Below are 20,237 nucleotides of genomic sequence, written 5' to 3'. Positions count from 1 at the left end.
CGTCGGAAATTCCTTAGACGATACCGCTGGAGCCAGCCGCGACTTCGGGGCGGATTTCGGCGACCTTCTGGCGATAGCCGCTGGCGCGGTAGGTGGCCAGCAGATCGATGGCGCCGCCCTGTTCCATGCGGGCCATGGCCAGGATCGGTTCGACATCGGTGCGATAGGCCAGGCGCAGGGCTTGAGTGGCGGCGAGGGCGTCGTTGCCTTCCTGTGCCGCCTTGAGGGTGGCGCGGTCGACCACGAGGGCCTGGGCATAGGCGCGCTGCACATCGGCGGCCGACAGCATCAAGGACTCGATGGGGTCGGTGACATTGTGCGACTGATCGAGCATGTGGGCCGGGCGAAAAGCCGGGTCGCGGCTTTCGGCATCCACCAGCTCGTTGAAGACCAGGAACAGGCGGAACGGATCGATGGAGCCGGCGTCGAGATCGTCGTCGCCGTATTTGCTGTCGTTGAAATGGAAGCCGCCGAGTTTGCCGAACTGGGCGAGGCGGGCGACGATCATCTCGATATTGACGTTGGGCGCGTGGTGTCCGAGATCGACCAGGCAATAGGCCTTGTCGCCGAGTTCTTTCGCGATGAGGTAATTGGTGCCCCAATCCTGCACCACGGTCGAATAGAAGGCCGGCTCATACATCTTGTGTTCGGTATAGATGCGCCAGTCATCGGGCAGGGCGGCGTAGATGGCTTTCATCGAATCCAGGTAATGCTCGAACTGCCGGGTGAAATTGACCTGGCCGGGGAAGTTGGAGCCGTCGCCGATCCAGACAGTGAGAGCCTTGGAGCCGATGGTCTGGCCGATTTCGATACATTCCAGATTATGCTCGATGGCCTGGCTGCGCGTGGCGGCGTCGGCGGCCGAGAGCGAGCCGAACTTGTAGCTCTGGAGCTGGCCGGCGGCGTCGGCGAAGGTGTTGGAATTCATGGCGTCGAAGCCGAGATTGAAGCGGCTGGCGGCCTGCTTCAGCCGGTTCGGATCGGCCTTGTCCCACGGGATATGCAGCGAGACGGTGTTGGTCGCCTGCGTCAGCTGGGCGATGACGGCGCAATCCTCGATCTTGTCGAAGATGTCGCGCGGCTCGCCCTTGCCGGGGAAGCGGGCAAAACGCGTGCCGCCGGTGCCGACGCCCCAGGAGGGCACGGCGACGGAAAAGGCGGCGACCCTGGTCTTGATGGCGTCGATATCGACGCCGCGGCGATCGAGACGTTCGCCGAGCGTGTCATAGTCGACACGGAGATCGGCCATGCGCCTGGCGTTTTCGGCTTCGATGGTGGATTGGTCGATGATTGAATCGGTCATGCTTTCCTCCCGGAGAAAGAGACCCCTCATCCGCCCTTCGGGCACCTTCTCCCTCAAGGGGAGAAGGGAGGCTCCGTGGTCGGGCTGGGCTCTGAGCCAACCCTCTCCCCTTGAGGGAGAGGGTGGATCGGCCGCAGGCCGAGACGGGTGAGGGGTTCCTTCTTCCCTTTCTTACCGCGTAAAGCTCTGCGCGTTGCCCGCGTCGACGTTGATGATGTTGCCGGTGGATTTGGCCGAGGCGTCCGAGGCGAAGAAGTAGATGGCTTCGGCAATGTCCTCTGGGAAGACCGAGCGCTTGAGCATGGAGCGCTCGCGATACATGTCCTCGAGACCCTCCTTGTCGGTCTTGTAGGTCGAGGCGCGCTGCTCGAGCCATTCGCCGGCCCAGATCTTGGAGCCGCGCAACACGGCGTCGGGATTGACCACATTGACGCGGATTTGTTCACCCGCGCCTTCAAGGGCAAGGCACCGGGCAAGGTGGATTTCGGCGGCCTTGGCGGTGCAATAGGCCGAGGCATTGGGGGAAGCGGCGAGGCCGTTCTTACTGGCAACGAAGACGACATTGCCGCCGATCTTCTGCGCGCGGAACAGGCGGAAGGCTTCGCGGCTGACGAGGAAATAGCCGGTGCTGAGGATATCCATGTTCTTGTTCCACAGCTCGAGCGAGGTCTCCTCGATCGGGGCGGAGGAGGCGATGCCGGCATTGGAGACGAGAATATCGAGGCCGCCGAATTCGACCACGGCTTCGGCAAAGCCGGCGATGACCACGGCTTCCTGGGTGACGTTGAGTTTCACCGGGCGGACGAAATCCTTGCCGAACACGGCGCCAAGTTCGTCATTGGCGGCCGCCAGCGCATTCTCGTCGATATCGGCGAGGACGACGCAGGCGCCTTCGCGGAGCAGGCGGACGGCGGTGGCCTTGCCGATGCCACCGGCGCCGCCGGTGACCAGCGCGATCTTGCCGGCTAGCGATTTCGGCTTGGGCATGCGGGCCAGCTTGGCCTCTTCGAGCAGCCAATATTCGATGTCGAAGGCTTCCTGCTCGGGCAGGCCGACATAGGTGGAAACGGTCGAGGCGCCGCGCATCACATTGATGGCGTTGACGTAGAACTCGCCGGAAATGCGGGCCGTCGCCTTGTCCTTGGCGAAGGTGAACATGCCGACGCCGGGCATCAGGTAGACCACGGCATTGGGGTCGCGTACGGCGGGGGAATTATCGTGTTTGCAGCGGTCGTAATAGGCCTGGTAATCGACGCGATAGGCGGCGATCTGGTCGGCGAGACCGGATATGACGGCGTCGATATCGGGGTTGGCGGGATCGAAATCGATCACCAGCGGCCTGATCTTGGTGCGCAGGAAGTGGTCGGGGCAGGAGGTGCCCAAGGCTGCCAGCGGACGCAGGTTGTTGGAATTGACGAATTCGAGGACGGCGGCGGAGTCGTCGAAATGGCCGAGCTTGTGGCTGTCTTCGGAGATGAAGCCGCGGATGCGTGGCATCAGGCGCGCGGCGATGGCGCGGCGCTGATCTGACGGCAGGGACTTGACGGCCTCACCGCCGAAAATGGTCTTGCCCTCGGTCTCCTTCTCGAACCAGGCGATGGCCTGGTTGATGATGTGAATCGTGGTTTCGTAGCACTGTTTCGGGGTGTCGCCCCAGGTGAAGAGGCCGTGCGATTCCAGAACGACGCCCTTGGCCTCCGGGTTTTCCTCGCAGAACTTGCCCAGCCACAGGCCCAGCTCGAAGCCCGGCTTCTTCCACGGCAGCCAGCCGATGGCATCGCCGAAGATTTGCTGTGTCAGTTCCCTGGAATTCTTGCTGGCCGCGATGGCGATGATCGCATCCGGGTGCATGTGATCGACGAAAGGCCGGTTCACATAAGCATGCAGCGGGGTGTCGATGGAGGCGGCGCGCGGGTTGAGGTTGAAGGTGGCGTGGGGCAGGTAGCCCACCATTTCATCCTCGAATTCGACCCCGCGATAGAGACCCTTCAGCGCGCGCAGCTTGTCCATATAGAGGGTTGAAAAGCCGTCGAGCTTGATCGAGGCGCTGTCGCCGCCCGAGCCCTTGACCCAGAGCACTTCGACTTGCTCGCCGGTCAGCGGGTCCTGCTGCATGATCTTGGAGGAGGTGTTGCCGCCACCGTAATTGGTGACGCGCTTGTCCGAGCCGAGCAGGTTGGAGCGATAGACGAGGCGCTCGGGCTCGCTCATGGCGGCGGCCTTCGCATCGTCCCAGAGGTTCGCGAGGCGCTTGGGCGCTGATGTGGACATGAGGCTCCTCCAAAGAGCTTGGGCAAGTGACGGTGTTGGCCGGACATGGCCACAGAATCCGGAAGGCTGTCAATCAGAAACGATCATAAATGATCACGGATCGGTGCATATGATCGGACATGGCGTTTTGATGATTGACACTGACCGGAAATGATGGAAGCAAATGGAGCAGGGAGAAGTCATTTGCACGAAACCGAACGTCATCGCGTCATATTGGCCGCCGTGCAGTCGCGCCCCGTCGCGACCGTGGCGGACCTGTGCGAGGTCACCGGCTCGTCGGAAGCGACGATCCGCCGGGACATCGCGGCTTTGCATGTGCAGGGGCAGTTGCGCCGGGTGCGTGGCGGGGCCGAGGCATTGACGCCGCCGGCGCAGGGCGGGCTGATGGGGCGACCCTTCTCGGTCAACGAAACGCTCAATATCGCGCAGAAGCGCGCCATCGCCCGCATGGCCGCCGAGATGTGCAATGACGGCGAGCCCATCATCATCAACGGCGGCACGACAACCTACCAGATGGTGCATCACCTGACCGGCAAACGGCTCTCGGTGTTCACCAACAGCTTCGGCATTGCCGAATTCCTGATCCACAATTCGCGCAATTCGGTCGTCATTCCCGGCGGCACGATCTATCGCGAGCAGAATGTCATCCTCTCGCCCTTTGGCGGCGTGGTGGCATCGCATTTCTACGCCAAGCGCATGTTCATCGGCTGCCAGGGCATCGGCGCCCATGGCCTGATGGAGGCCGACCCGATGGTCGTGCAGTCCGAACTGGCCCTGATCGGGCAGGCCGATGAGCTGATCGTGCTGGCGGATTCATCGAAGTTTTCGGGGAGATCGAGCCTGATCCTGTGCGGGCTCGACCGAATTGCCGCCGTCATCACCGACAGCGGCATCCGCGACGAAGACCGACAAATGCTGGAAACGGCAGGCGTGCGGCTCCTCGTGGCGGAAACCAGCGCTCAAGGGGACCAGAAAACGGTCGCCTGAGACAAAGACTGCCAAAGACCAGAACATCCCAGGGAGGGATTCCGTATGAAACTCTTGAAGATTTTGGCTACCACCACGGCCGTCGCCGTGCTGCTCGCCGCCCCGGCCTATGCCCAGACCCGCATCGCACTGGTGGTGAAGTCGCTCGGCAACGGCTTCTTCGACGCCGCCAACAAGGGCGCCCAGGAAGCGGCCGCTGAACTGGGTGACGTCGAAGTCATCTATACCGGCCCGACCGCCGCCACGGCCGAAGCCCAGATCGAAGTCGTCAACTCGCTGATCGCCCAGCAGGTCGATGCCATCGCCATCTCGGCCAACGATCCCGACGCGCTGGTTCCGGCCCTGCAGAAGGCCATGGAGCGCGGCATCAAGGTGATTAGCTGGGACTCGGGCGTTGCCCCCGAAGGCCGCCAGCTGCACCTCAACCCGTCCGACATCGGCCTGATCGGCGAGACCATCATCAAGCTGGCCGCCGACTACCTGCCCGAAGGCGGCGACGTGGCGATCCTGTCGGCCGCATCGACCGCGACCAACCAGAATGCCTGGATCGAGGCCGCCAAGGCCGTGATCCCCGAGAAGTTCCCCAACATCAACCTCGTCTCGGTGGTCTATGGCGACGATGACTCGGTGAAGTCGACCGACGAAGCCAAGGGCCTGATCGCGTCCTATCCCGATCTCAAGGCCATCATCGCCCCGACCACGGTCGGCGTCGTGGCGGCTGCGCAGGTGGTGACCGACCAGGGCCTGATCGGCAAGATCAACGTGACCGGCCTGGCTTTGCCGAGCGAGTTCAAGCAGTTCATCGACAATGGCGCGAGCCAGGCCGTGGCACTGTGGAACCCGATCGACCTGGGCTATGCCGCCGTCATGCTGGCCAATGACCTGGTCGAAGGCGGGGAAGCCGCCCCCGGCGCAACCCTGTCGATGGGCCGCATGGGCGAATTGACGCTGGACGACACCAACTCGGGCGCCATGGCGCCTCCGTTCACCTTCGACAAGTCCAACATCGAAGAGTTTTCGAAGATCTACTGATCTTTCTCACCTCTCCCCTGAGGGGAGAGATCGACCCGAAGGGTCGGGTGAGTGGTTCGGTGGTGGGTGGCACTCGATGCCCTCACAACCTCTGAACCCCTCACCCTAACCCTAACCCTCTCCCCTCAGGGGAGAGGGGACCGATCGAGTTCCGGAGCTCGGCCTATGACAAGCGGAACACCTACATCTATGACCGACCCCATCCTTACCCTCAGAGGCATATCCAAGAGTTTTCCCGGCGTGCGGGCGCTCAATGATGTGTCGTTGGAGCTTTATGCCGGCGAGGTCACCGCGCTGATCGGGGAGAACGGGGCGGGCAAATCGACTTTGGTCAAGGTGATGACCGGGATTTACCAGCCCGATGCGGGAGAAATCCGCGTGGCGGGGCAGGTGGTGAGCCTGCCGACGGCCCATTCGGCTTCGGCGGCGGGGATTACGGCGATCCATCAGGAGACGGTGCTGTTCGACGAGCTGACCGTGGCCGAGAATATCTATCTGGGTCACGCGCCGACCAATCGGCTGGGGCTGATCGACTGGCGCAAGATGCGGACCGAGGCGCAGGCGACGCTCGATTCCATGGCGGCCGATATCGACGCAGGCATCAAGCTCAAGGAACTGGGCATTGCCAAGAAACACCTGGTGGCGGTGGCGCGGGCGCTCAGTATCGACGCGCAGGTCGTCATCATGGACGAGCCGACCGCCGCGCTGAGCCAGAAGGAAATCGAGGAGCTTTACGTGCTCATCGACCTGCTCAAGCAGGATGGCAAGGCGATCCTGTTCATCAGCCATAAGTTCGATGAGATTTATCGCATCGCCGACCGCTTCACCGTGTTCCGCGATGGCGAGCAGGTGGGCAAAGGCTTCATCAGGGACACCAGCCAGAGCCAGGTGGTGCAGATGATGGTCGGCCGCTCGGTCGATCACATTTTCCCCGCGCGCAATGCCGCGATCGGCGATGTGGTGCTGGAGGCAAAGGGGCTGAGCCACCCGACCGAATTCGATGATGTGTCCTTTGCCGTGCGCAAGGGCGAAATACTGGGCTTTTATGGGCTGGTCGGGGCCGGGCGCAGCGAGGTGATGCAGGCAGTGTTCGGCCTGACGCAGACCTCCGGCGGCACGCTGACACTGGAGGGCAGGGCCATTGCGCCGAAATCGCCCGCCGATGCGGTGGAAGCGGGGATCGTCTATGTGCCCGAGGAGCGCGGCAAGCAGGGGGTGATTACCGGCGAGCCGATTTTCAAGAATGTCTCGTTGCCTTCGCTGGGCAAGACCAGCAAATCGGGCTTTTTGCGCCTGGCGGAAGAGTTTGCGTTGGCGCGGACCTATACCGAACGGTTGGACCTGCGGGCGTCGTCGCTGAGCCAGGATGTCTCGACCCTGTCGGGCGGCAACCAGCAGAAGGTGGTGATCGCCAAATGGCTGGCGACCCTGCCGAAAGTGATCATTCTGGATGAACCGACCAAGGGCATCGATATCGGCTCCAAGGCGGCGGTGCATGAATTCATGGGGGAACTGGTGGCGCAGGGGCTGAGCGTGATCATGGTCTCTTCGGAACTGCCCGAAGTGCTCGGCATGAGCGACCGGATCGTGGTGATGCGCGAGGGGCGGGTGATCGATACGCTCGAGAATACCGACCTCAAGCCGGAAGTGCTGGTGCGGCTGGCGGCGGGTATTGCCGAGGAGCAGGCGGCATGAACCGGCTGTTGAAGCACCGTGAAATCTTCCTGGTTCTGGCGATCCTGCTCGTGCTTGTCCTGGTGACGGCACGCTTTCCGCGCTTTGCCCAGCCGGGCAACCTGCTGACCATCTTCAATGACACGTCGATTTTGATGATGTTGGCCTTGGGGCAGATGGCGGTCATCCTGACGCGGTCCATCGACCTGTCGATGGCGTCCAACCTGGCGCTGACCGGGATGGTCGTGGCCATGACCAATGCGGCCTTTCCGGGCGTGCCGATCCCGCTGCTGATGGCGGGATGCGTCGGAGTGGGCGCGGCTTTGGGCGCCTTCAACGGCGTGCTGGTGTGGAAGCTCAATATTCCGCCCATCGTGGTGACTTTGGGCACGCTGACCATTTTTCGCGGGCTGGTTTTCGTGATTTCCGCTGGCGCCTGGGTCAATGCGGCGCAGATGAGCCCCGATTTCATCGGGCTGCAGCGCGCTGCATTTCTCGGCCTGCCGCTGCTGAGCTGGTTCGCCATCGTGGTGGCCGCGCTGTTCTGGGTGCTGATGACGCGGACGCCGCTGGGGCGGGCGCTCTATGCCATCGGCGTCAACCCGACGGCGTCGGTCTATACCGGCATCGATGTCGGGCGCACCAAGTTCTATGCCTTCGTCATTTCGGGGGCGGTAGCGGGGCTGTGCGGGTATTTGTGGATTTCGCGCTATGTGATCGCCTCGGTGGAAGTGGCCGGCGGCTATGAGCTGACCATCATCGCCGCCTGCGTCATCGGGGGCGTGTCGATTGCCGGGGGCATCGGCAGCGTGGTGGGTGTGTTGCTGGGGGCGGTATTCCTCGGGGTGATAAATAACGCGCTGCCGGTGATCAATATTTCGCCCTTCTGGCAAATGGCCATTTCGGGCACGGCGATCCTGCTCGCCGTGGTGCTCAATGCGCGCGGCGAGCGGCGCAAGGGGCGGGTGATCCTGAAGACGGCGGAGAGTGTGTGATGGAGTGGCGATATGGTGGCACGCCCTCGTGGTTCGAGGCTCGCAAAGAGCTCGCGCCTCACCATGAGGGCTACTTTGAAACCGAGCTCCCAGTAGCCCTCATGGTGAGGCGGGAGCGCAGCGACCCTCGAACCACGAGGGCGTGGCACGACGCATGTCTTCCGGACTTCTGCTCATGACCGATACATCCCTCCACCGCTCTCTTCCCAACCGCCTCGACAATCCATTCCGCTCAGCCGTGCTGAGCTGGGAGAGCCTGCTGGTGCTCGTGGCCTTGGGGATTTTCATCCTCAATTCCTTTGCCTCGCCCTATTTCCTCAATGCCTGGAGCCTTTCCGACCTCACCTTCAATTTCACCGAAAAGGCGCTGATCGCGCTGGCCATGGCGCTGCTGATCATTTCGGGGGAGATCGACCTGTCGGTGGCGGCGATCATCGCGCTGGCCTCGACCATGATGGGGCTGGCGCTGCAATATGGCGCCGATACGCCGGTGCTGGTCATGGTCGGGATCGGGGTGGGCATTGCCTGCGGGGCGTTCAACGGGTTTCTGGTGACGGGGCTCAAGCTGCCGTCCATTGTCGTCACCATCGGCACGATGAGCCTGTTTCGCGGCATTGCCTTCATCGTTTTGGGTGACCAGAGCTTCAAGGGCTATCCCAAGAGTTTTGCCTGGCTCGGGCAGGGCTACGTGTATTGGGTGATCTCGTTCGAGCTGGTGCTGTTCCTGCTCTGCGCCGTCATTTACTGGGTGCTGCTGCACCGCACCAATTTCGGCCGGCGCATCTTCGCTATCGGCAATAATGACGTGGCGGCGCGGTTCTCCGGCGTGCGGGTGGACCGCATCAAGTTCATCCTGTTCTGCCTGACCGGGCTGATGAGCGGCCTCGCCGCCGTGCTGTTGACGGCGCGGCTAGGGTCGACGCGGCCGTCGATTGCCGAGGGGTTCGAGCTGGAGGCCATTACCATGGTGGTGCTGGGCGGGGTGTCGATCCTGGGCGGGGCCGGTTCCATCCTCGGCGTGGTGCTGGCGGCCGTCATCGTGGGGCTGGTGACCTTCGGGCTGGGGCTGCTCAACGTGCCGGGTATCGTCATGACCATTTTCACCGGCTCGCTGCTGATCGTGGTGATCGCGCTGCCCATCCTGTTCCGCATGTGGAGGCAGCGCGCATGATCAGGGATGGTGGCTACGAAAAACACGCCTTCAAGATGCAGCTCAACCCCGGCATGGCAGCGGAATACAAGAAGCGCCACGACGAGATTTTCCCCGAGCTGGTGGACCTGTTGCATGCGGCGGGGGTGAAGGATTATTCGATCCATCTCGATGAAGAGACGGGCATCCTGTTCGGGGTGCTGTGGCGGCGGGTTGACCATGGGATGGCGGACTTGCCGACTACCGGGGTGATGCAGCGCTGGTGGGCGCATATGGCCGATGTGATGGCCACGAATGAGAAGAACGAGCCGGTGTCCACCGATCTCGTTCCGATGTTCTGGATGAAGTGAGGCATGCCCTCGCGGTTCGAGGGTCGCTGCGCTTCTTCGGCGCCTCGAACCACGAGGGCGTGGCACTCTCAACTGGCCAAAATCTTTCCCAATCGGTCCAGCCGCGCGATCCATAGGCGTTTGCGGGTTTGGAGGATGGTCCAGAGCAGCTTGGCCATGGGTGGTCCCATTAGTTAGGTTTTTGCTTTAGTAATCCCGATCCGGTGGGACCTCAATACTTAAGTTATCACCTTACTGTGTGGCCATGGCCGTATTCGGGCGAACCGAGATTTTCGCCTCCAACAGCGCTATGATGTGGGATGGTCCAGGGTCGATGCAAACAAAACCGCATGGCCAGTTCATTATCTGGGATATAGCGTGGCCATCATGAATGAACTGGCGATGACAGTGCGAGGCGCGCCCATCACCCTTAGCGGTCAGCCGCTGAGCTTCTCCGACATGGCCCGGATCGGCGCTCGCAAGGTGCGGCTACTGGCTGACCCTGCCGCGCTGAAGCGCGTGGCCGAGGCGCGTGAAGTGGTCGAAGAGGCCATGGCCAACGACCAGCCGGTCTATGGCTCCACCACCGGGGTCGGCGCCATGAAGGATGTCGAATGGTCGCCCGACCAGCTCGATGCCTTCAATATGGGGCTGGTGCGGGCGCATCATTTCGGCACCGGCGATGCCTTTTCGAGCGAGATCGTGCGCATCGCCATGGCCATTCGCGTCAACATGGCGCTGACCGGCCGGGTGGGCTGCACCACCGACCTGGTGGAGGCCTATCTGGCGCTGCTCTCGGCCGATGTGGTGCCGGTGGTGCGGCGCACCGGCTCGATCGGCTGCGCCGATATCGGATTGATGGGGCAGATCGGCGCCGTGCTGACCGGGGCCGGCGAGGCCATGTTTGACGGCCGCCGCCAATCGGCCGGCGACGCATTGGCCGCGGCCGGGCTCAAGGCGTTCCGCCTCGCCCCGCGCGACAGCCTCGCCTCGATTTCCACCAACGCCGTGGGCTATGCCGCCGCCGCCAGCGCTATCCGCGAAGCGGCCGGGGCGGTGCGCGTCATGCTGGCGACGGGGCTGACTACGGCCGGGGCGCTGGGCGCCTCGCGCGATCCGTGGAAGGCGGTGGCCCATGTCGGCACCGAGCGCGAAGCCGGCATCGGCGCCTGGCTCTATTTCAACGCCAAGGGCTGGGACTGGCCCAATGCCACCCATATCCAGGACCCGCTGAGCCTGCGCATGATGAGCCAGGTCTTTGCCACCGGCTTCGAGACGCTGGTGGCGGCGGGCAAGATCCTGCTGGCCGCGACCGGGCGGACCGACGACAACCCCGTGGTGGCGGGTGGACAGGTGCTGACCTCGGGGGGCTCGCTGCCGCTCGATGTCACCGTGTTCCTGCAGACCGCGCAACTGGGCCTGGCCCATATCGCGCGCAATTCGTTCAACCGCTGCGTGCTGCTCGGCAATGGCGGGCGGCGCGGCCTGCCGGTGAACCTGGTTCCGCCCGGCGCCATCGCCACCGGCTTCGGGCCGATCATCAAGCTGGCGGGGGAACTGTTCGCCCGCGTCCTCACCATGACCAACGCCATCTCGGCCAATTCCATGGTCGTGGCCGGGGGCATAGAGGACGAAGCAGCGTTCCTGCCGCTGGTGGTGGAGCGGCTGGAGCGCCAGGTGCTGGCTTTGCGGCGCCTCGCGGCGCTCGAAGCCATGCTGGCGGCGCAGGCGATGGACATATCCGGCGATGCACCGGGCAATGTGCCAGGCATCATTTACGCGCTGGTGCGCCAGCATGCTGACACATACTGGCAGGATCGGCCTTTATCGGCCGAGGTCGAAGCCGTCGAACAGGCCCTGGCCTCCGATGGGCTGATGAACGAACTAATTTCCCATTCAACGATTATGGAGTTGGACGAGTTTTTCGCGCTGGGCCCGGTTGCCTAGTATCTGGAGCCTCGCCCAATTCCGCTAACTGGTTAGGCTAGGGACAGCCGGGCTTGGAGCCCGGAGAAAACGGAGAAACCAATGCGCCTCACTTCAACGCTGCTGACCGCCGTGGCCGCGCTCGCCATTTCGATGACCGCCGCAAACGCCCAGGTGGTCGTCTCCTCCAAGATCGACACCGAGGGTGGCGTTCTGGGCAACATCATCAAGCAGGTGCTCGAAGCCAACGATATCGCCGTCACCGACCGCATCCAGCTCGGCGGCACGCCGATCGTGCGCGAAGCCATCACTGCGGGCGAAATCGACATCTATCCGGAATATACCGGCAATGCCGCCTTCTTCTTCGAAAAGGCCGATGATCCGCTGTGGAACAACGCCGCCTCGGCCTATGCCGAAGCGGCCAAGCTCGACTTCGAAGCCAACAAGATCGTCTGGCTGACTCCGTCGCCGGCCAACAATACCTGGGCCGTCGCCATCCGCAACGATGTGGCCGAGGCCAACAATCTCAACACGTTCAGCGAATTCGGCGCCTGGGTTGCCGGCGGTGGCGAAGTCAAGCTCGCGGCCTCGGCGGAGTTCGTGAACTCGCCGGCGGCTCTGCCGAAATTCCAGGAAGTCTATGGCTTCACGCTCTCGCCCGACCAGCTCATCACCCTGTCGGGTGGCGACACGGCGGCCACCATTGCCGCCGCCGCCCAGCAGACCAACGGCGTCAATGCCGCCATGGTCTATGGCACCGATGGTGGCATCGCCCCCTCGGGCCTCAAGGTGCTCGAGGACGACAAGGGCGTGCAGCCGGTCTACCAGCCTGCCCCGATCATCCGCGAGGAAGTGCTGGCGGAATATCCGCAGATCGAGGAACTGCTCAAGCCGGTGTTCGAGGGCCTGACGCTGGAAGTGCTGCAGGAACTTAATGGCCGCGTGCAGGTGGGCGGTGAGGCGGCGGCTGCCGTGGCGACCGACTACCTGACCCAGGGCGGGTTTTTGAACTGAGTGAATGGGGTGGCGTTCATCGTACCGCCACCCCAACTGTCCGTGCATATCCACGACGTCATTCCCGCGAAAGCGGGAATCCCCCTTGCCTGAGCACCGATAAGAGGGAGATTCCCGCTTTCACGGGAATGACGCGGTGGGGGGGTATGAAGCGCGTTCCTCGCGAAGCCAGCGACCGACACCGGAGCCAGCATGAGCATCGCCGACACCACCGCCATCACAACCCGACCGGCCTGGCTGGCGCTCGACAAGCTGGGGGTGCTGATCGCGCTGATTGCGGCTGTGGGGGCGGCCTTGCCGTTTGCGCTGTTTCGCGCCAATCGCATCGTGGTGGGGGAGGCGCGGAGCCTCTTCGATGCGCTGCCGGGTCTTCCGTCGGGCTTTCTGATCGGCATGCTGCTGGTGGGGTTCGTCGTCGCGCTGCTGCGCTTTCCGGTTATCGCCAAGCTGGTCGCCGGGTTTCTGGTGCTGGCGGTATTGTTCGTATTCATCGGCTGGTCGGCCAGCTACCTGACGCCGGAGGGCGACACTTTTGCCCGCGTTTCGCCCGGGGCCGGCTTCTGGCTGCTGGTCTTTGCCTTTGCGCTGCTGGTGACCGACGCGCTGACAAGGCTGCGGCTCAGGCCGCTGGTGCGGGTCGGCATTTTGCTGGCCGTGGCGCTTGCGGTGGCTGCCCTGCTGTGGAGCGGCGGCTGGAACGACCTCTCCATTCTCAAGGAATATGCCAATCGTGCCGCCGCCTTCTGGGCCGAGGCGCGGACGCATCTGGCGCTGGCCTTCGGCTCGGTGGCGATTGCCACCGTGGTCGGCGTGCCGGTGGGCATTCTCTGCTACAAGGTGAAGCCGCTGCGGGCGGCGGTGCTGAACGTGCTCAACATCGTCCAGACCATTCCGTCCATCGCGCTGTTCGGGCTGTTGATTGCGCCCTTGGCCTGGGTAGCGGCCAACGTGCCGGGGGCGTCGGCTATCGGCATTTCGGGCATCGGGGTAGCGCCGGCCATGGTGGCACTCTTCGCCTATTCGCTGCTGCCCATCGTTTCCAACACCGTGGTCGGACTGCAGAGCGTTTCGCCTGCGGCTGTCGATGCCGCCAAGGGCATGGGCATGACCTGGTGGCAGCGCCTGATGCAGGTGGAGCTGCCGCTGGCCTTTCCGGTCATTCTCACCGGCATCCGCATCGTGCTGGTGCAGAATATCGGGCTGGCCACCATCGCCGCGCTGATCGGTGGCGGCGGCTTCGGCGTCTTCGTGTTCCAGGGCATCGGGCAGACGGCGATGGACCTGGTGCTGCTCGGGGCGGTGCCGACCGTGGCTTTGGCTTTTGCGGCTGCCGTGGTGCTGGACGCTGCGGTGGAAATGACGAGCCGGGGAGGGCGGTCATGAGCGCGGTGACCCCCACCCTCATTCCCTCCATATGGAGTGGAGCAGACGTCACCTCTCCCCTGAGGGGAGAGGTCGACCCGAAGGGTCGGGTGAGGGGTTCAGCGCTGCGTACGGCACTGTTCTCTTCATCAGCACTGAACCCCTCACCCCACCCTCTCCCCTCAGGGGAGAGGGAGCCCACGCTCAGCGGGCCTGATTTCTCGCCGCAACCACTGGAGTTCGGTGCGCCATGATCGAAATCGACGACATCACCAAGAGCTATAACGGGACTGTCGTGGTCGACCATGTGACCCTCACCATCGAGCCGCGCAGCATCTGCGTGGTGGTCGGCACGTCGGGCTCGGGCAAGACCACGCTGATGCGGATGATCAACAAGCTGGTGGAGCCGAGTTCGGGCCATATCCGTATCGATGGCGAGGATATTGCCGGCATTCCGGCCTATGAGCTGCGGCGGCGCATCGGCTATGCCATCCAGGGGCATGGCCTGTTTCCGCACCGCACTGTGGGGCAGAATGTGGCGACGGTGCCCAAGCTGCTCGGCTGGGACAAGAAGAAGATCGCCGACCGGGTCGATGAGCTGCTGAGCCTGTTTCAGCTCGATCCGGCCGAATTCCGCGACCGCCTGCCGCATGAGCTGAGCGGCGGCCAGCAGCAGCGCGTCGGCGTGGCGCGGGCGCTGGCGGCCTCGCCAAACATATTGCTGATGGACGAGCCCTATGGCGCGCTCGACCCGGTGATCCGCGCCAAGGCGCAGGAGGATTTGCTGTCCATCCAGCGCAAGATGGGCACCACAGTCGTATTGGTGACCCATGACATGGAGGAGGCCATCCATCTCGGCGACACCATTGCCGTCATGGATAAGGGCAAGCTGCTGCAATGCGCCAAGCCCGCCGAGATCATCGCCAATCCGGCGACGCCCTTCGTGGCCGAACTGATCGGCACCAGCGAAAGGCCGTTCCGGCTGCTGTCGCTCGCCAGGGTGGCCGATCATATCGAGGCGGGCGAGGGAGCCGGGGAGCCGATCGAGGCCAGCGCTTCGCTGCGCGATGCCTATGCCGAATTGCTGTGGTCGGGACGACCGGCTCTGCCGGTGCGGCGCGACGGGCAGGTGGTGGGGCAGGTGACGCTGGAGGCGTTGTCGCGGCTGGCGGCGAGGCCGCAATGACCATCGGGAATGTCATCAGGCTGGCGGCCTTGATCGTGCTGCTGGCCCTGCTGGTGAGGCCGGAGTTGTTCTCGGGCTTTTTCACGCTGTTCACCAAGAACAACCAGCCGGCCATCTACAACCAAGGCAATCTGCTCGACATTACGCTGAACCATCTCGCCATCGTGCTGGCAGCGACAGTGGCATCCATGATCATCGCGGTGGGGCTCGCCATTATCGTGACGCGGCCGTTCGGGGCGGAATTCCTGCCGCTGTCGCGGAGCTTGGCCAATATCGGGCAGACCTTCCCCCCGGTGGCGGTGTTGGCGCTGGCCGTGCCCATGCTGGGCTTCGGCACGGCGCCGACTTTGGTAGCCCTGTTCCTTTATGGGCTGCTACCGATTTTCGAAAATACGCTGACCGGGCTGACCAACCTGCCGCCTGCCGTGACCGACGCGGCCAAGGGCGTCGGCATGACCGGCTGGCAAAGGCTGGTGAAGGTCGAACTGCCGCTGGCTTTGCCGGTGATCCTGGCCGGGGTAAGGCTCTCGGTGGTGATTTCGCTGGCCACGGCGACGATCGGCTCCACCGTGGCGGCGCGGACGCTGGGCGAGGTGATCATTGCCGGGCTGCTATCGAGCAATACGGCATTTGTGTTGCAGGGGGGGCTGATCGTCGGCGTGCTTGCGGTGCTGATCTATGATGCGCTCTCGGCGCTGGAGCGGTGGCTGATGGCGCGGACCGGACAATTGGGGAGGGCGGCGGCTTGAATTCTTTCTTCTTTCCTTCTCCCCTTGAGGGAGAAGGTGCCCGAAGGGCGGATGAGGGGTTGCCGCGCTATCTACAAGCATTGAAGCATGGGCACGCGCAGAACCCCTCACCCGGTTTTCCGCTGGACGCGGAAAACCCCCCTCTCCCTCAAGGGGAGAGGGGCGATCCGGTGGGTTTGGAGAGGTAAGAGAACATGTCCGATTTCGATCTAGTCCTGTCCGGTACGGTGGTGCTGCCTGATCTGGTGGTGGAAAATGGCTACGTCGCCGTGCGCGATGGCCGGATCGTCCATGTGGGGGAGGGCGTCGCCCCGCATGCGCATGAGCGGCACGAGCTGGGCAATGCCCTGATCCTGCCCGGCGCCATCGATGCGCAGACCCATTCGCTGAGCCAGAAGGATCAGGAGGATTTCATCTGGTCGACGCGCTCGGCGGCGGCGGGCGGCGTCACCACTATTGTCGACATGCCCTATGACGAGGGGAACCTGGTCTGTTCGGCCGAAGCGGTGCGGATCAAGGTGGCGCATGCCGAGAAGCAGGCGCGAGTGGATTTTGCGCTCTATGGCACGATCAACCCGGAAGAGGGGGCGAGCCGGATTGCGGAGCAGGCCGAAGCGGGTGTCGCGGCGTTCAAATTCTCCACCTTCGGGACGGACCCGGTGCGGTTTCCGCGTATTCCGCCGGCTTTGCTGGAGGAATGCTTTGCGGCGGTGGCGAAAACCGGGCTGACGGCGGGCGTGCATAACGAGGACGACGAAATGGTCCGCGCGGCCATGGCCAAGGTCAAGGCGGCAGGGATTACCGACTGGCGGGCGCATGGCATGAGCCGGCCGCCGCTGACCGAATTGCTGGCGAGCCTGCAAATCTACGAGACGGGGGCGCAGACCGGGTGTCCGGCGCATGTGGTGCATTGCTCGCTGGGGCGGGGCTATGAAATTGCGCGCAGTTACCGCGACCAGGGCTATGCCGCGACGATCGAGGCCTGCATTCACTATCTCACGCTGGATGAAGAAAACGACGTGGCGCGGCTGGGCGGCAAGGCCAAGATCAATCCGCCGATCCGCCCGCGCGTGGAGGTGGAAAAGCTCTGGGAGCATGTGCGGGCCGGCAATGTCACGCTGGTCTCGACCGACCATGTGAGCTGGTCGGAAAACCGCAAGACCAATCCGGACATGCTGGCCAATGCGTCGGGCGTGCCGGGGCTGGAGGTCATGGTGCCGCTGTTCGTCATGGGGGCGCTGAAGCGGGGCATTCCGCTGACCTGGGCGGCCAGGCTGATGGCGGAGAACCCCGCCAGGCACTTCCGGCTGGCGCGAAAGGGGGCGCTGACGGCAGGGAAGGATGCCGATATCGCGGTGCTGTTCCCCCGGCCCATGCGCTACGACGCGGCGGCGAGCGGGCACAATGTGGTGGGTTGGTCGCCCTATAACGGGATCGAACTGCCGTGGACGGTGGGGCTGACCTATCTGCGCGGGCGGCAGGTGTTTGATGGAACGGCGGTGGCGGAGCCGGGGGTGGGGCGGTTTGTGCGGCCGGAGGTGGGGAATTGAGAAGCACCCCCACCCTCATTCCCTCCCCACAAGGGCAGGGCAATCGTCTATGGAATGGGGCACCGGCTCAATCAGTCCCATTGAGCGTGGGCTCCCTCTCCCCTGAGGGGAGAGGGCGGGGTGAGGGGTTCAGTGCTGGTGAAGTGCACGGTGCCCGACGCGGCGCTGAACCCCTCACCCGACGCTTCGCGCCGACCTCTCCCCTCAGGGGAGAGGTGACTGCTGCTCCACTCCCTATCCGATGGCCGAATAGCTGGATCAAGGTCGGGGGTATGGGAGGTACGATGTCCGGGGATATCTTGTCATGATCCCAAACTCCCCCATAAGCACCGACCGCATTGCCGCCGATATCGACGCTTTGGCCGCCATCACCGAGCCCGGCCGGCCCTATACGCGGCGGGCCTTCACCCCGCTCTTTATCGAGGGCCGCAAATGGCTGGAAAAGGCCATGCGGGATGCTGGCGCGGTGACGCGGGTGGATGCGGCGGGCAACCTGATCGGCACCATCCCGGGCAAGCGCCCGGAGCTGGGTTCCATCATGCTGGGCAGCCACTCGGACACGGTGCCCGATGGCGGGCGGTTCGATGGCATCGCCGGGGTGGTGGTGGCGCTGGAAGTGGCGCGGGCCTTGCGGGACCAAGGGGTGGTACTGGAGCATACGCTGGAAGTGGTGGATTTCCTGGCCGAGGAAGTGTCGATCTTCGGCGTGTCCTGCATCGGCAGCCGCGGCATGAGCGGCACGCGGCCGGCGGAGTGGCTGGCGCGGGAAAGTGACGGGCTGACGCTGGAGCAGGGTCTTTTGCAGGTCGGCGGCGATGCGCGCCTGCCGGCGCAGCGCGACGATATCAAGGCGTTCCTCGAACTGCATATCGAGCAGGGGCCCGTATTGCAGAACGAGAAGCTGGACGTTGGCGTGGTGACGGCGATTGCCGGGATCACGCGGATCGAGATTATCGTGGAGGGCCGGGCCGACCATGCCGGGACGACGCCGATGGGGTCGCGCCAGGATGCGCTGACCACGGCGGCGTGGATCGCGCTGGGCGTCGAGGAACTGGGCAAGGCTTTGGCCAGTGGTGCGGCGCATTTCGCGGCCACAGTGGGCGAATTCGAGATGACGCCCAATGCCGCCAATGTGGTGCCGGCGCGAGTGCGCATGCTGATCGACGCGCGGGCCGAATTGCGCGAGGACATGGAGCGGTTTGTCGATGAGCTCGGCAGGGGTGTCGCCGCGATTGCCGAGAAGACGGGCGTTAAGGTCTCGGTGCCGCGCCTGGTTTCGGACAACCAGCCGGCGCCGTGCGACGCCGGGCTGCTCGATGTGCTCGATGCTGCCTGCGAAACGGCGGGGGCGCGGCACCGGCGCATGGCTTCTGGCGCGGGGCATGACACGGCGTGGATGGCGCGGATCACCAGGGCGGCGATGATCTTCGTGCCCTGCAAGGATGGACGCAGCCATTCGGCGGACGAATTCGCCACGAGTGAAGATATCGCGCTGGGCGCGGCGGTCCTGCTGGACGCCGTGAAGGCGCTGGACGTGACATTGCAGGAGATGGACTGATGGGGCGCATTCTGACCGAAAAGGACGTGGAAGCGGCGGTGCGCGGCGGCTCGGTCTATGCGGCGGGCGGCGGCGGCTGGGCCGACCATGGCCGCATGCTGGGCACGGCGGCGGTGCGCATCGGCCAGCCGGAACTGGTGAGCATCGAGGAACTGGACGAGGACGACTGGGTGGCGACGGCTGCCGCCATCGGCGCGCCGGCCTCGACCACGCCCTGGGAAATGCGCGGGGTCGACTATATCAAGGCCGTGCAATTGCTGCAGGACGCGCTGGGCGAGAAGCTGAGCGGGCTGATGGTGGGGCAGAATGGCAAGTCGTCCACGCTCAATGGCTGGCTGCCTTCGGCGGCGCTCGGGCTGAAGGTGGTGGATGCGGTGGGCGATATCCGCGCCCATCCGACCGGGGACATGGGCAGCATCGGCATGGCCGGTTCGCCCGAGCAGATGATCCAGACGGCGGTGGGCGGCAACCGGGAGGAGAACCGTTATATCGAGCTGGTGACGCGCGGGGCGACGGCCAAGGTGTCGCCGATTTTGCGCACGGCGGCGGATATGTCGGGCGGCTTCATCGCCTCATGCCGCAATCCGCTGCGGGCCAGCTATGTGAAGCAGCATGCGGCTTTGGGCGGCATTTCGCTGGCGTTGAAGCTGGGCGAGGCGATGATCGCAGCCGAAGGCAAGGGGCCAGACAAGATGATCGACGCCATCGTGGAGACCACGGGCGGGACCATCCTCACCAAGGGGTACATTACCGACATCGACGTGACCTATACCAAGGAAGCCTTCGATATCGGCACGGTGACCATCGGCGAGGGCGACAAGGCGACCACGCTCCACGTGATGAACGAATATATGGCGGTGGAGGATGCCGGCGGCGCGCGGCTGGCGACGTTCCCCGATGTGCTGACGACGCTGGATGCGGCGGGGCAGGCGCTGTCGGTGGGGCAATTGGGGCGCGGCATGTATGTGTTCGTGCTGCATGTGCCCAAGACGATTATTCCGCTGAGTTCGAGCGTGCTGGACCCGGCGGTTTATCCGTTTGTGGAAGAGCGGATGGGGATCGCGCTGGCGAAATATGCGCTGGAGGGCGCTTAGCCACGGAACACCTCTCCCTTGGGGGAGAGGTCGACTTGCGAAGCAAGGCGGGTGAGG

The 20,237-nt window shown here is 64.1% G+C and carries 16 protein-coding genes; 14 read left to right on the top strand and 2 right to left on the bottom strand.

What is annotated here, in order from left to right; all coding sequences use genetic code 11:
* Nucleotides 1-13: 13 nt before the first annotated feature.
* Together rhaI and ASD04_RS04385 are read right to left on the bottom strand one after the other, a co-directional pair.
* Nucleotides 14-1,303 carry an L-rhamnose catabolism isomerase gene (gene rhaI, locus ASD04_RS04390; protein WP_056253123.1) on the bottom strand — a complete coding sequence of 430 codons (1,290 nt, stop codon included), beginning with the start codon at nt 1,301-1,303 and terminating at the stop codon, nt 14-16.
* Nucleotides 1,304-1,474: 171 nt separating this feature from the next.
* Nucleotides 1,475-3,574 (bottom strand): bifunctional rhamnulose-1-phosphate aldolase/short-chain dehydrogenase, encoded by a 2,100-nt coding sequence (locus ASD04_RS04385; RefSeq protein WP_056253121.1) that lies wholly within the window; start codon nt 3,572-3,574, stop codon nt 1,475-1,477.
* Between the two features lie 183 nt (nt 3,575-3,757).
* On the opposite strand from ASD04_RS04385, the gene ASD04_RS04380 reads away from it, so the two are divergent.
* The 14 genes from ASD04_RS04380 (at nt 3,758) to ASD04_RS04310 (ending at nt 20,180) form a co-directional block, all read left to right on the top strand.
* The gene (locus ASD04_RS04380; protein ID WP_056253118.1) at nt 3,758-4,561 is read left to right on the top strand and encodes a DeoR/GlpR family DNA-binding transcription regulator; all 804 of its coding nucleotides are present in this window, start codon (nt 3,758-3,760) and stop codon (nt 4,559-4,561) included.
* A gap of 45 nt (nt 4,562-4,606) precedes the next feature.
* Nucleotides 4,607-5,593 (top strand): rhamnose ABC transporter substrate-binding protein, encoded by a 987-nt coding sequence (gene rhaS, locus ASD04_RS04375; protein WP_056253115.1) that lies wholly within the window; start codon nt 4,607-4,609, stop codon nt 5,591-5,593.
* Between the two features lie 189 nt (nt 5,594-5,782).
* The gene (locus ASD04_RS04370; protein ID WP_244488246.1) at nt 5,783-7,288 is read left to right on the top strand and encodes a sugar ABC transporter ATP-binding protein; all 1,506 of its coding nucleotides are present in this window, start codon (nt 5,783-5,785) and stop codon (nt 7,286-7,288) included.
* Nucleotides 7,285-8,262: an ABC transporter permease gene (locus ASD04_RS04365; protein ID WP_056253111.1), complete on the top strand. Its 978-nt coding sequence runs from the start codon at nt 7,285-7,287 to the stop codon at nt 8,260-8,262. The genes ASD04_RS04370 and ASD04_RS04365 overlap by 4 nt, the downstream gene beginning before the upstream one ends.
* 175 nt (nt 8,263-8,437) lie before the next feature.
* Nucleotides 8,438-9,433, top strand: coding sequence for an ABC transporter permease (locus ASD04_RS04355; protein ID WP_056253103.1), 996 nt, complete (start codon nt 8,438-8,440; stop codon nt 9,431-9,433).
* On the top strand, nt 9,430-9,762 hold the full coding sequence (gene rhaM, locus ASD04_RS04350; RefSeq protein ID WP_056253099.1) for an L-rhamnose mutarotase: 333 nt from the start codon (nt 9,430-9,432) through the stop codon (nt 9,760-9,762). The genes ASD04_RS04355 and rhaM overlap by 4 nt, the downstream gene beginning before the upstream one ends.
* Before the next feature lie 366 nt (nt 9,763-10,128).
* On the top strand, nt 10,129-11,688 hold the full coding sequence (locus ASD04_RS04345; protein WP_244488248.1) for an aromatic amino acid lyase: 1,560 nt from the start codon (nt 10,129-10,131) through the stop codon (nt 11,686-11,688).
* 81 nt (nt 11,689-11,769) lie between these two features.
* Nucleotides 11,770-12,681: an ABC transporter substrate-binding protein gene (locus ASD04_RS04340; protein ID WP_056253097.1), complete on the top strand. Its 912-nt coding sequence runs from the start codon at nt 11,770-11,772 to the stop codon at nt 12,679-12,681.
* A gap of 192 nt (nt 12,682-12,873) precedes the next feature.
* Nucleotides 12,874-14,064, top strand: a complete 1,191-nt coding sequence (locus ASD04_RS04335; protein ID WP_056253095.1) for an ABC transporter permease — start codon at nt 12,874-12,876, stop codon at nt 14,062-14,064.
* Between the two features lie 229 nt (nt 14,065-14,293).
* Entirely contained in the window at nt 14,294-15,229 is a 936-nt protein-coding gene (locus ASD04_RS04330; RefSeq protein WP_056253092.1) for an ABC transporter ATP-binding protein, read from the top strand.
* Nucleotides 15,226-15,978 (top strand): ABC transporter permease, encoded by a 753-nt coding sequence (locus ASD04_RS04325; protein WP_056253090.1) that lies wholly within the window; start codon nt 15,226-15,228, stop codon nt 15,976-15,978. The genes ASD04_RS04330 and ASD04_RS04325 overlap by 4 nt, the downstream gene beginning before the upstream one ends.
* Nucleotides 15,979-16,172: 194 nt before the next feature.
* Entirely contained in the window at nt 16,173-17,528 is a 1,356-nt protein-coding gene (locus ASD04_RS04320) for an amidohydrolase family protein (RefSeq protein ID WP_056253087.1), read from the top strand.
* 304 nt (nt 17,529-17,832) lie between these two features.
* Nucleotides 17,833-19,086, top strand: a complete 1,254-nt coding sequence (locus tag ASD04_RS04315) for a Zn-dependent hydrolase (protein WP_056253084.1) — start codon at nt 17,833-17,835, stop codon at nt 19,084-19,086.
* Nucleotides 19,086-20,180, top strand: coding sequence for a DUF917 domain-containing protein (locus ASD04_RS04310; RefSeq protein ID WP_056253082.1), 1,095 nt, complete (start codon nt 19,086-19,088; stop codon nt 20,178-20,180). Before ASD04_RS04315 ends, ASD04_RS04310 begins: the two co-directional genes overlap by 1 nt.
* The last annotated feature ends 57 nt before the right edge of the window (nt 20,181-20,237 follow it).

It is taken from the genome of Devosia sp. Root436 (assembly GCF_001426345.1).
GTDB lineage: Bacteria > Pseudomonadota > Alphaproteobacteria > Rhizobiales > Devosiaceae > Devosia.
Note: the sequence above shows the minus strand (reverse complement) of the source record. Positions and strands in the feature narration are given on the sequence as shown.

Excerpts from the sequence above, each read along its gene's own strand:
- rhaI (WP_056253123.1), bottom strand. The coding sequence starts at position 1,303 with ATGACCGATTCAATCATCGACCAATCCACCATCGAAGCCGAAAACGCC.
- ASD04_RS04385 (WP_056253121.1), bottom strand. The coding sequence starts at position 3,574 with ATGTCCACATCAGCGCCCAAGCGCCTCGCGAACCTCTGGGACGATGCG.
- rhaS (WP_056253115.1), top strand. The coding sequence starts at position 4,607 with ATGAAACTCTTGAAGATTTTGGCTACCACCACGGCCGTCGCCGTGCTG.
- ASD04_RS04370 (WP_244488246.1), top strand. The coding sequence starts at position 5,783 with ATGACCGACCCCATCCTTACCCTCAGAGGCATATCCAAGAGTTTTCCC.
- ASD04_RS04365 (WP_056253111.1), top strand. The coding sequence starts at position 7,285 with ATGAACCGGCTGTTGAAGCACCGTGAAATCTTCCTGGTTCTGGCGATC.
- ASD04_RS04355 (WP_056253103.1), top strand. The coding sequence starts at position 8,438 with ATGACCGATACATCCCTCCACCGCTCTCTTCCCAACCGCCTCGACAAT.
- rhaM (WP_056253099.1), top strand. The coding sequence starts at position 9,430 with ATGATCAGGGATGGTGGCTACGAAAAACACGCCTTCAAGATGCAGCTC.
- ASD04_RS04345 (WP_244488248.1), top strand. The coding sequence starts at position 10,129 with ATGAATGAACTGGCGATGACAGTGCGAGGCGCGCCCATCACCCTTAGC.
- ASD04_RS04340 (WP_056253097.1), top strand. The coding sequence starts at position 11,770 with ATGCGCCTCACTTCAACGCTGCTGACCGCCGTGGCCGCGCTCGCCATT.
- ASD04_RS04335 (WP_056253095.1), top strand. The coding sequence starts at position 12,874 with ATGAGCATCGCCGACACCACCGCCATCACAACCCGACCGGCCTGGCTG.
- ASD04_RS04330 (WP_056253092.1), top strand. The coding sequence starts at position 14,294 with ATGATCGAAATCGACGACATCACCAAGAGCTATAACGGGACTGTCGTG.
- ASD04_RS04325 (WP_056253090.1), top strand. The coding sequence starts at position 15,226 with ATGACCATCGGGAATGTCATCAGGCTGGCGGCCTTGATCGTGCTGCTG.
- ASD04_RS04320 (WP_056253087.1), top strand. The coding sequence starts at position 16,173 with ATGTCCGATTTCGATCTAGTCCTGTCCGGTACGGTGGTGCTGCCTGAT.
- ASD04_RS04315 (WP_056253084.1), top strand. The coding sequence starts at position 17,833 with ATGATCCCAAACTCCCCCATAAGCACCGACCGCATTGCCGCCGATATC.
- ASD04_RS04310 (WP_056253082.1), top strand. The coding sequence starts at position 19,086 with ATGGGGCGCATTCTGACCGAAAAGGACGTGGAAGCGGCGGTGCGCGGC.